This is a genomic window from Streptomyces sp. NPDC003943 (genome assembly GCF_053605265.1).
In genome coordinates this window covers 26,192-36,985 of sequence record NZ_JBSGIW010000081.1, presented here as the reverse complement: position 1 = coordinate 36,985, position 10,794 = coordinate 26,192, and the positions used below count along the sequence as shown (strand labels likewise).

Sequence of the window (10,794 nt, the reverse complement as noted above, 5' to 3'; positions counted from 1 at the left end):
CTCGTCGAGGACGCCCAGAACGGCAAGGCGGCCGCACAGCGCCTCGCCGACAAGATCTCCGCGGTCTTCGTGCCGATCGTCATCGCGCTCTCGCCGGCCGTGACCCGGTCTCGCGCCACTCGGAGCCCGGGGCCGGACCGGCTCGATGGCCCGCCGGCACCACCCGCGCGGGCCGGCGGGCAGGCGCGAGCTTCCCCGGCCGCTCGCGCGCCCGCGGCTGCCGAGGGCCATGGGCCCCGGCCGTTTCCGTGGGCCGCCGCGGGCCATGGCGCCGGAGCGTTCGCGGTCGGCGACCCGGCCGTTCCTTCCGGCCGCTGCCGCTGCCGCGACTCCGGCGGCAGCGCCCGTGGGCCCGGCGCACTTCCGGCCCGGTCGGCAGCCCGGCCGCTGTTTCCCGGCGCACGGCGCGGGCGCTCCCGCGCCGCCGAGCGCCCCGGTTCCGCCTGCGCGGGGCACACCGCACGGCCGAGCCGCAGCAGCACGGACTCGCGACCCGCGACTCCCGGCCGCCGGCCGGAACCCGGTCCCGTCAGGCCCCCGGGCCGCTACGCCCGGCACCGCAGCCCCCGCACCGCACCGCACCCTCCCGCACCGCACCCCCACAGCAACCGCATCCGCACCGTCACTGGAGACACGCCATGCAAAGCATGCACAGTCCCGAGCCCTCCCGCCGGGTTCTGCTCACCACCGGTTCGTCCGACGCGCACACGTGGAACCTGGTGCACCTCCAGCTGTTCCTGGAGGAGCACGGGCACTCGGTGCTCAATCTGGGGCCGTGCGTGCCCGAGCGGCTGCTCGTCGACACCGCGCGGATGACCAGCCCCGACCTCGTCGTGCTGTCGTCCGTCAACGGACACGGGCACCAGGACGGGCTGCGGGCCGCCCGCGCGCTGCGCGCCGACGCGGACACCCATGGGATCCCGATGGTGATCGGCGGGCTCCTCGGCATCTCGCCGGACGGGGCGGAGGAGCGGCGGGCGGAGCTGCTGGCCGCCGGGTACGACGAGGTGTACGCGGACGGCACGGCGCCCATCGCGCTGCTGACGCACCTCGGGCGGCTCGGCGAACGGGCCGGGGCGAGAGGCGCGTGTACCGGGCGGGCCGCGGCATGACCCTTTCCGGACTGCCTCCGCTCCCGCACTCGTCCCCGCAGCCCCTCTCCCCGGCTCCGCCCGGTGACCTCGGCGCGTTCGTCCAGGAGGCTGCCGCCGCCGGTGAGCTCGTCGTGCAGCCCCGGATGGGCATGGTGTCCCCGGAAGGCATGGCCGCCGGAGTCGCCGCCGTCGCCGCGCTCCCGGAACGGACCGTCTCGACGCTCACCATCGACAGCTACACCCGCGTCGGCGACCACGCCGCCGCCACCGCCGCCCTGCGCACGGGCCGGCCGCTCAACGGCTTCCCGATCGTCAGTCACGGCCCGAAGACCGCCGCCCGGGTGGCCGCGGCCGCCGGGCGCCGCACGCCGGTGCAGGTCAGGCACGGCTCCGCCGATCCGATGGCCATCTTCCGGACGATGGCGGCCGCCGGGCTCACCGCCAGCGAGGGCGGCCCCGTCTCGTACTGCCTGCCCTACGGCCGTACCCCGCTCGCCGAAGCCGTCGCCGCCTGGCGGGACTCCGTGCAGTTCCTCGCCGAGGAGAGCCGGGCGAACGGCCGCCGGGCGCACCTGGAGTCGTTCGGCGGCTGTCTGCTCGGCCAGCTGTGCCCGCCGTCGATGCTGGTCGCGGTCTCCGTCCTGGAGTGCCTGTTCTTCGCGGCGAACGGCGCGACCAGCGTGTCCCTGTCCTACGCCCAGCAGACCCACGCCGCCCAGGACGCGGGCGCCCTCGCCGCGCTGCGGCTGCTCGCGGACGAGCTCCTTCCGGCCGGCGTCGACCGGCACATCGTGCTCTACACGTACATGGGCGTCTATCCGCGCACCGTCCCCGGCGCCCGGCTGCTGCTGCGCCGCAGCGCCGAACTCGCCGTGCACGGCGGGGCGCAGCGGCTGATCGTGAAGACCGAGACGGAGGCGCACCGCATCCCGACGGTCGCGGAGAACCTGACCGCGCTGGGCGTGGCCGCCGACGCGGCCCGCGCGGCGCGCGCCCGGCTGCGGGCCGCGGGCCCGCCGGCCGGCGACACCGAGGAGATCCTCGGCGAGGCCCGGGCCCTGGTCGGCGCGGTCCTCGCGCTCTCCGACGACCTGGGCGTGGCGATCCTCAAGGCCTTCGACCGGGGGCTGCTCGACGTGCCGTTCTGCCTGCACCCGGACAACCGGGGCGACGCCCGTTCCGCGGTCGCCCCGGACGGGCGGCTCCAGTGGACCGATCTGGGGTCGCTGCCGCTGCTCACCACCAGCCGGAGGACCACACCGATGACCTCGCGTCAGCTGTCCGGGATGCTCGGCCGGGTCGCCCGCGAGCACGACCTGGCCGCGGAGACCGCCCCGCCGCCCGAGCCCGCGCCGCTCACGACCCCGAGGTGCCTGGCCGACCCGGTCGCCGAGCCGCTGCGGATCGCGTTCGTCGGCATGGGCCCGCGCGGCCTGTCCGTCCTGGAGCGGCTCGCCGCCCGGTGCGCCGAACGGCCGCCCGCGCGCCGGATGGAGGTGTACGCGATCGATCCGTACGAGGCGGGGGCCGGACGGATCTGGCGCACCGACCAGTCGCCGTGGTTCCTGATGAACACCGCCGCGCAGGAGGTCACCATGTTCTCCGGGCCGGCCGACGAGGGGCCGCACCGGCCGGGTGCGGGGCCCTCGCTCGGCGAGTGGTGGGCGGAGCACGACCCCGCGCACGCCGAGCCGCAGGGGTACGCGCCGCGGGTGGTGTACGGGCAGTACCTGTCGTACGTGATGGAGCGCGTCGAGGAGACGCTGCCGCCGTGCCTCACGGTGCACCGGGTCCCGGCGAAGGTGATCTGCGCCGAGCGGAGCGCGGCCGAGGAGTCGTACCGGCTGCGGCTCGACCGCGGCGACGTGCTCACCGTGGACCGGATCGTGCTCGCCACCGGGCATCCGGTCAACGAGCCGGACCGGCAGCAGCGGGAGTGGCTGCGCTTCGCCCGTACGCACACGACCGCGGCCCGGCCGCTGCGGTACGTGACGGGCGGCTCGGCCAACGCGATGCCGCTCGCGGACATCCCGGCCGGCGCCCGGGTGGGTGTCATCGGGATGGGCCTGACCTTCTACGACGTCGTCGCGGAGCTGACCCTGGGGCGCGGCGGCGCGTTCACCGAGGGCGGGGACGGGCTGCTGTACCTGCCGAGCGGCAAGGAACCGCGGATCCTCGCGGGCTCGCGCGCCGGAGTGCCGCTGCTGACCCGCGGGATCAACCAGAAGGGGCCCGAACACCGCTACCGCCCGGTCCTGTTCACCCCGGCGCGGATGTCCCGGCTGCGTGCCGAGCACGCCCCGCTCGACTTCGAGCGGACGGCGCTGCCCTGGCTGCTCGCCGAGGTGAACGTGGTGCTCCTGGCGACCCGGATCCGGCAGGTCCACGGACCGGACGCGGCCGCCGAGTTCACCGGTCGGGCGGAGGAGGCGCTCGCGCTCGTGCCCGACCTCGACGTGCTGCGGGGGCTCGCCGCAGGCTACCGGGTGGATCCGCGGCCGCTGACCGAACTGACCTCACTGGCACGCCCGTTCGAGGGTCGCAGTTTCGGATCGCCGGCCGAGTTCCAGAAGGTGCTCACCGAGTGGCTGCGGGCCGATCTGGGCGACGCCCGGCTCGGGAACGCGGACGGGCCGGTGAAGGCGGCGGCGGACGTGCTGCGGGACGTCCGGCAGACCATCCGCGAGCTGGTCGACTTCGGCGGGCTCACCCCCGAGTCGCACCGCTGGTTCGTCGGCGCGTTCAGCCCGGTGGCCGCGATGGTGTCGACCGGCCCGCCGCTCGCCCGCTCCGAGCAGTTCCTGGCGCTGCTCGCGGCCGGGGTGCTCGAACCGGTGGGGCCCGGAGCCCGGTTCGGCACGGACCCGGTCGAGGGCCGGTTCACGGTGGAGTCGGCGCAGGTGGAGAACTCCTGGACGGCGCTCGACGTGCTGCTCGACGCGCGGCAGCCGACGACCGACGTGACCGCGGACCGCGATCCGCTGATCCGGGGCATGGTCGCCGACGGGATGATCCGGCCCTTCACGAACACGACTGACGGGCCAGGGGAGTTCATGACCGGGGGGATCGACTGCACGGACGCTCCGTTCCATGTGGTCGGCGCGGACGGCGTGCCGGACACCTCCGTCCATGTGATCGGCATCCCCAGCGAGCACACCCGCTGGTTCACCCAGGTCGGCAGCGGCCGGCCCGGCACCTGGGGCTCCTTCACCCGGGACGCCGACGCCATCGCCGAGGCGCTGGCCGGAGCGGCGGGATGACGGCGGGCCGTGAGGTGGCGGCGAGCGGGGAGACGACGGCGGGAGGCGCGGTGACGACGGGAGGTGCGGGGACGGCCGGACCCGTGGTGCCGGAGCGGCGGCCGGCCGGGTACGCGGAGCACCGGCGGACCGCCGCCCACGAGGAGTACCGGGCCGCGCGGGACCTGCTGCTTCGGCTGCGCGGCGACCGGGAGGCGGCCACGGCCGCGTTCCGGTGGCCGCGGGCCCGGCACTTCAACTGGGCCCTGGAGTGGTTCGACGTGGTCGCCGAGGGCAACGAGCGCACCGCGCTCGAGATCCTCGGCCACCCGGCCCCGGACGGCACGGTCCCGGTCGCCGACCGGGTCACCTTCGCCGAACTCGCCGCCCGTTCCGACGAGTTGGCGGTCAGCCTCGCGGCGGCCGGGGTGGCCCGGGGCGACCGAGTGCTGATCCTGCTCGGCACCCGGGCGGAGCTGTGGGAGACCCTGCTCGGCTGCATCAAGCTGGGCGCGGTCGTGGTCCCCGGCTACCAGGACCTCACCCGGGACGAGGCCGCCGACCGGATCGGCCGCGGCGGCATCCGGCACGTCGTCTGCGCGCCCGAACTCGGCGACATGATCGACGAGTCGGAGGTGCCCGGGGTGCGGATGGCGCCCGGTGCCGGACAGCGGCCGGGCTGGTTCCCGTATCCCGACACCCGGGATCCGGCCCGGCGCCGCCCGTACCTCCCGGACGGCCCGAGCCGCGCCGCCGATCCGTCGTTCTGCTACTTCACCTCGGGAACCACCTCGCTGCCGAAGCTGGTCGAGCACTCGCACGCCGGATACGGGGTCGGGCACCTGTCCAGCCTCTACTGGAGTGGGCTGCGACCGGGCGACCGGCATCTCAACCTGTCGGCGCCCGGCTGGGCCAAGCACTCCTGGTCCAGCTTCTTCGTCCCGTGGACGGCCGGCGCCACGGTCGTCGCCCCGCCCGACGGCGGCATCCCGGCGGCGCTGCTGCCCGGGGTGCTCGCCGGGCAGCGGATCAGCAGCCTGTGCGCGCCGCCGAGCGCGTGGCGGGCGATGCTGCCGTACGTGACGGGGGGCCGGGGCGCGCCGCGGCTGCGCGAGGCGACGGCGGCCGGCGAGCCGCTGACGGCCGAGGTGACGGACCGGATCGAGCAGGCGTGGGGTGTGCGGGTCCGCGACGGCTACGGGCAGACCGAGGCCACCGCCCTGATCGGCCGGGCCCCGGACACCCCGGCCGCCGAATCGCCGCTCGGTCATCCGCTGCCCGGCTACCGGATCGTCCTGCGCGACCCGGAGACCGGGGCACTCGGCGAATCCGGCGAGGTGTGCGTGGATCTGACGGACCGTCCGCCGGGCCTGATGCGCGGCTACGCCGACCGGCCGGACCGCACGGAGGAGGTCTTCGCAGGCGGTCTCTACCGGACGGGGGACCGGGGCGAGCGGTGCGCCGACGGGTCGATCCGGCTGCTCGGCCGGATGGACGAGGTCTTCAAGTCGTACGGGCACCGGGTATCGCCGATGGAGATCGAGGCGGTCCTGCGCACCCATCCGGCGGTCGCGGACGCGGCGGTGATCCCCTGCCCGGACGAGCGGGGCGGCCTCGCCCCGTACGCCGTGGTGGAGGCCGCCCGGGCCTATGAACCTGCCCTGCTCGCCCGGGAGTTGATCGACCTCGCGGCCGGCCGGCTCGCGCCGGTCTTCGTGCCGCGCGGGGTCGACCTGGTCCCGAGCCTGCCCCGGACCCGCTCGGGCAAGGTACGGCGGGGCGCGCTGCGGCCGGGCGGCGGGACGGTCGTCTGAGGCGTCCCGGCGGCCGCGTGCGAGCGGGCCCGGTCGACATGGCGTCGGCCCGGCCCGCTCGTCGCGTACGGGGATCAGGCGCTGGCCACCGGGTCGCGTTCCGCGCTCTGGAGCAGCACGGTCGCCACCGCGCGGGCGCGCACGGCCGCCTCCGTGGTGCCCTCGCGCAGGGCCGTGACGATGGCGCCGTCGCCGAGCAGGGCGAGCTGGCGGGCGAGGGTCTCGTGGTCGCGGTAGCCGCCGTCATCGAGGAGGCTGTCGAGGCGGGCGATGACCTTCTCCTTGTGCTCGGCCGCCACATGGTGGGCCGGGCTCTCCGGATCGGCCGTCTCGACCATGGTGTTGATGAAGGCGCAGCCGCGGAAGTCGGCGGCGGCGAAGCGCTCGGCGAGTCCGTCGAAGAGGGCGAGCGGCAGTTCCTCGGGTCCGCGCTCGCTCGCCTCGATCCGGCCGTCCAGCCAGGCCCGCCACATGCCGTCGCGGCGCCGCAGCACCTCGACGACCACGTCGTCCTTGCTGGGGAAGTGCCGGTAGAAGGAGGCGCGGCCCACTCCGGACTCGGACAGGATGCGCTCGATGCCGACGGCCCGGATGCCCTCTTCGTAGAAAAGACGCTCCGCGGCGCTGAGGAGTCGTTCTTTCGCGTTCGTGGCCATACCGAACGGTACCACTCGGTTCCGAAATGCTGAATGGAGTGGTCGCTTCCCGTTGCGCCGGACGGAACCGATCGGTACCGTCTCGATGGTACCGATCAGTTCCATGTTGATCCGGCTCAAGGAGAGCGTCATGCCCCGCCTCACCCAGCTGACCGTCGAGACCGCCGACGAGGAGCAGCGCGAGCTGCTCGAAAGCACCCTCAAGCAGCTCGGCAAGCTGCCCAACCTGTACGCCGCCCTCGCCAACGGCCCGGCCGCCCTGCGCGGTTACCTCGCCATGCGCGACGCACTGGTCGGCGGCAGCTTCAGCGCCCGGCAGCGCGAGCAGCTCGCGCTCTACATCGCACAGCGCAACGACTGCACGTACTGCGTCTCCGCGCACACCCTGCGCGGCGGCAAGGTCGGCCTGAGCGAGCAGGAACTGCTCGCCACCCGCCAGGGCCAGGACGCCGGCGACCCGCACATGGACCAGGTCCTGCGCATCACCGGCGCCATCATGGAGAGCGGCGGCCGCGTCACCGACGCCGCCCTCGCCGACGCCCGCGCCGCCGGCGTCACGGACGCCGAACTGGCCGAGATCGTCGGCCACGTGGCGCTCAACGTGCTGTCGAACTTCTTCAATCACGTTGCGCAGCCGGATCTGGACTTTCCGTTGGTCCCGGCCCAGCTCGCCGAGTAGAGTCCTCCGCGGCCGAGCAGGGGTGCCGGGAGCGACGGAGCGTCCGGCACCCCTGTGGTGCTACGACCGACTGGGGCGATCGATTCGGGCGGTGTGACCTGCCGTCCAGTGCCATCTGCCGCCGGGGGGCGGCAAGGGGGTTGAACACGTGGACATCGACGCAAGAACCCTGAGAACCTTCCGTGAAGTGACCCTCACCGGGTCCTTCACCCAGGCGGCCCGCCGCCTCGGTTACTCGCAGTCCAGCGTCACGGCGCAGATGCGCGCCCTGGAACGGCAGGTGGGCGAGCCCGTCTTCGAACGGCTTCCCAGCGGCGTACGGCTCACCCGCACCGGCATCGTCCTGTGCGACTACGCCCGCCAGATCCTCACGCTCGTGGGGGAGTTGGAGGTCACCCTGCGCCGGCCCGTCGCCAACCCGCCGCGGATGACCGTCGGCATCGTGCCCGCGCTCGCCTACGGCCAGCAGCTCGCCCGCCTCACTCACATCGGCCGCCGGCTGCTCTCCGGAGTCCAGCTCGCCCTGCGCGTCATGGGCACCGGCGAGATTCACGACGCCTTCCGGGCCGGCACCATCGACGGTGCCCTCGTGCTCACCGTCGCCGACGCCGACGACCCGTCCGGCGCGGCCGGGAGCGCGGCCGAGCAGCCGCGCGCCGAACGGCCCGACGACCTCACCGAAACCCGGCTCCAGGAAGTCGAGTTCGTGCCCGTCACCGGTGGCTCCCGGCTCGGCGGCCCGTCCGTCGGCCGCCAGGTCGTCATCGCCGACCCCGACTGCCCTTCGCAGCGCTGGCTGCCGGAATTCCTCCGGCTGCGCTCCGAGGCGCCGCCCGAGATCCACGAACTCGGCTCCATGGCCGGGGTCCGCGCCGCCGCCCAGTCCGGGCTCGGCTGCGCGATGCTCCCGATGGCCCTGGCCGCCTCCCCGCACGAGGCCACCGGGCTGCGCCCGCTGCCCGGCGTCCCCCGGATGCGCTGGAACGCCTGCATGGTCTCGGCGCGCACCGACGACCGGCCGGCGCTCGACTGGGAGAACCTGGCCGAGACCCTGCGTCAGGCCACCGCCCTGGCCTGCGTCGTCCCGCGGATCGACGCCGAGTGCACGGCTCCCGCGGCCCCCGCGGCTCCCGTCGTGGTGGCGAACCCGCGCCTCGCGGGCTGACCGCCGCCCCCTGAACCGGTGCCACGGCACATCCGTACCTCCCCGGACCCACACCCCCGACCGGGCCCACGAGGCGGCGGATGCGCCGTGGCACCTCTGTTCTCGCTGCGGTGCCTCTTCAGTGCTCAGTGCCGGATGATGCCGGTGCTCTCGCCGCGCAGCACCGGCTCCCCGTCCTGGTTGCTGATCTCGACGTCGAGCTCCAGGCCCGTCCCCGCGCGGACCTCGCTCATCGCCCGTACGGTCACCTCGGCGGTGATCGTGTCGCCCGACCAGACCGGCCGCAGGAACTCCCAGGCCATCCGGCGCGCGATGAAGTCGAGCCGCCCGCCGATCTTCGTGGCGAGCGAGGCGGTGAGCAGCCCGTGCGCCATCGCCCGCCCCTGGTCGGGCAGATGATGCCGGCCGTGGTCCCCGGTGAGCTCGGCGAAGGCGGCGACGTCCGCGTCCGTGATGGTCCGCTGCTCGCGCAGCACCTGACCGACCTTCAGGCCGATGGCGGGTGACTCTGACACTTCGCTCCTCCAGGTGGGCGCCGGACATGAGGCCGCCAGTCTCGCAGCGCCCCTGTGAGCGCCGCAACCAAGCGCTTGCTCAGCCGCGGTCCGGGGAGGGGCCGGTGAGTACGATGGGGGCCGGACGGGAGAGGACGGCGGCGTGACGGATCGAAGCGGCTCGGGCGGGACGGAGTCCGCCCCGCGCAGGCGCGGCCAGGGCGAACTGGAGGCCCAGGTGCTCGCCGTACTGAAGAACGCGCCCGGCCCCGTGCCCGTCGTCTGGGTCCAGGAGGGCCTCGGCGGCGACCTCGCCTACACCACCGTCATCACCATCCTCACCCGGCTGCACGCCAAGGGCGCCGTCGCCCGCGAGCGTGCCGGCCGCTCCTTCGTCTGGACCGCCGTCGCCGACGAGGCCGGACTCGCCGCGCTGCGCATGCGCAAGGTCCTCGACGCCGAGGCCGACCGCAAGGCCGTCCTCGCCAGCTTCGTCACCGCCCTCTCGCCCAACGACGAGCGACTGCTGCGTGAACTCCTCGCCGACGACGCCGAAGCGGCGGCCGAAGCGAGAACGGACCGCCGGAGGGAGGGCGGAGACTAGCGGTCATGGGAGTCTTCGTCTTCCTTCCGCTGCTGCTCCCGCTCAGCGCCTGGCCCGTCGCCCGGCTCGCCGAGCACCGGCTGCACCCGCGCGCCGCCACCCGGCTGCTCACGGGCTTCGCCGTCGTGCTCGCGCTCTGCAGCACCCTCTGCCTCGCCCTGCTCATGGTCGTCGGCACCGCACAGCTCCCCGGCAACCCGCTGCCCGACGGCTGGTCCGACCCCGAGGTACGGGCCGCCGTGCCGTACGACGGGATCGCCGGGCGCGCCGCCATCCCGGCGCTCGGCGCCGTCGTGCTCGCCTGTCTGCACGCCGTCGCCCGCCACCGGCGGGTGCGCCGCCGCGCCGAGCGGGCCCTCGCCGGGCTGCCGGGCGGGCGGCCGGTCGCGGTGCTGTCCGACCCCGCCCCGTACGCCTACGCCCTGCCCGGCCGGCGCCGGCACCGCGGCAGCCGCGCCCGCAGTGGCCGCGGTGAGCGCGGCGAGCGCGGCGAGCGGGTGGCGGACCGGAGGATGGACCGCGTGGTGGTCAGCACCGGGATGCTGGCCGCGCTCGGCCCCGCCGAACGGCGGGCGCTCTTCGCGCACGAGCGGGCCCATCTGACCGGCCGCCACCACCGCCATCTGCTGGCGGTGGAACTCGCCGCCCGGGCCAACCCCTTCCTGCGCCCGCTGCGCACGGCCGTCACCTACACCGCCGAGCGCTGGGCCGACGAGGAGGCGGCCACCGCCGTCCGCAGTCGTCGCACGGTCGCCCGCGCCATCGGCCGCGCGGCACTGGTCGCCGCGCCCGCACCGGCCGCCGCCGGCCTCGCCCACGTGTCCGGCGGGAGCACGGGCGGGGGAGCGGGTCCGGTGCCGCGCCGGGTCGCCGCCCTGCTCGGCCCCGAGCCCGCCGAACCCGGCCTCGCCTGGCCGCCGCTGTCCACGGCGGTGGGCCTCGCGGTGTGGGGCGCGGCGGCGGGCGCGACGGTCTCGGCGCTCTCCTCGGCGAACTCCGCCGTCACGCTCCTCCTCGTCCTGCACACCGCCACGCCGCTGGTGTAGCCC

At 75.2% G+C, this 10,794-nt stretch carries 9 protein-coding genes; 7 read left to right on the top strand and 2 right to left on the bottom strand.

Features of this window, described 5'->3' with window-relative positions; translation table 11 throughout:
- Window positions 1-647: 647 nt before the first annotated feature.
- Genes ACWEV0_RS27875 through ACWEV0_RS27865 form a run of 3 tightly spaced genes read left to right on the top strand, consistent with a single transcriptional unit; the run spans window position 648 to window position 6,147 of the window.
- Complete coding sequence (locus tag ACWEV0_RS27875; protein ID WP_453152264.1) at window positions 648-1,112, top strand: cobalamin B12-binding domain-containing protein; 465 nt, start codon at window positions 648-650, stop codon at window positions 1,110-1,112.
- Window positions 1,109-4,354 carry an FAD/NAD(P)-binding protein gene (locus tag ACWEV0_RS27870; RefSeq protein WP_453152263.1) on the top strand — a complete coding sequence of 1,082 codons (3,246 nt, stop codon included), beginning with the start codon at window positions 1,109-1,111 and terminating at the stop codon, window positions 4,352-4,354. Before ACWEV0_RS27875 ends, ACWEV0_RS27870 begins: the two co-directional genes overlap by 4 nt.
- Window positions 4,351-6,147: an acyl-CoA synthetase gene (locus ACWEV0_RS27865; protein WP_453152262.1), complete on the top strand. Its 1,797-nt coding sequence runs from the start codon at window positions 4,351-4,353 to the stop codon at window positions 6,145-6,147. Before ACWEV0_RS27870 ends, ACWEV0_RS27865 begins: the two co-directional genes overlap by 4 nt.
- Window positions 6,148-6,221: 74 nt before the next feature.
- On the opposite strand, the gene ACWEV0_RS27860 is transcribed toward ACWEV0_RS27865, so the two are convergent.
- Entirely contained in the window at window positions 6,222-6,803 is a 582-nt protein-coding gene (locus ACWEV0_RS27860; RefSeq protein ID WP_453152261.1) for a TetR/AcrR family transcriptional regulator, read from the bottom strand.
- 130 nt (window positions 6,804-6,933) lie between these two features.
- Here ACWEV0_RS27860 and ACWEV0_RS27855 point away from each other — a divergent pair, with 130 nt between their 5' ends.
- Complete coding sequence (locus ACWEV0_RS27855; RefSeq protein WP_453152259.1) at window positions 6,934-7,482, top strand: carboxymuconolactone decarboxylase family protein; 549 nt, start codon at window positions 6,934-6,936, stop codon at window positions 7,480-7,482.
- Between the two features lie 148 nt (window positions 7,483-7,630).
- Window positions 7,631-8,647: a LysR family transcriptional regulator gene (locus ACWEV0_RS27850; RefSeq protein WP_453152258.1), complete on the top strand. Its 1,017-nt coding sequence runs from the start codon at window positions 7,631-7,633 to the stop codon at window positions 8,645-8,647.
- A 125-nt stretch (window positions 8,648-8,772) separates the two neighbouring features.
- Here ACWEV0_RS27850 and ACWEV0_RS27845 read toward each other — a convergent pair whose 3' ends face one another.
- On the bottom strand, window positions 8,773-9,162 hold the full coding sequence (locus ACWEV0_RS27845) for a MaoC/PaaZ C-terminal domain-containing protein (protein WP_453152256.1): 390 nt from the start codon (window positions 9,160-9,162) through the stop codon (window positions 8,773-8,775).
- A 142-nt stretch (window positions 9,163-9,304) separates the two neighbouring features.
- On the opposite strand from ACWEV0_RS27845, the gene ACWEV0_RS27840 reads away from it, so the two are divergent.
- Together ACWEV0_RS27840 and ACWEV0_RS27835 are read left to right on the top strand one after the other, a co-directional pair.
- The gene (locus ACWEV0_RS27840; protein WP_453152255.1) at window positions 9,305-9,745 is read left to right on the top strand and encodes a BlaI/MecI/CopY family transcriptional regulator; all 441 of its coding nucleotides are present in this window, start codon (window positions 9,305-9,307) and stop codon (window positions 9,743-9,745) included.
- A gap of 5 nt (window positions 9,746-9,750) precedes the next feature.
- On the top strand, window positions 9,751-10,791 hold the full coding sequence (locus tag ACWEV0_RS27835; protein ID WP_453152254.1) for a M48 family metalloprotease: 1,041 nt from the start codon (window positions 9,751-9,753) through the stop codon (window positions 10,789-10,791).
- Window positions 10,792-10,794 lie beyond the last annotated feature (3 nt).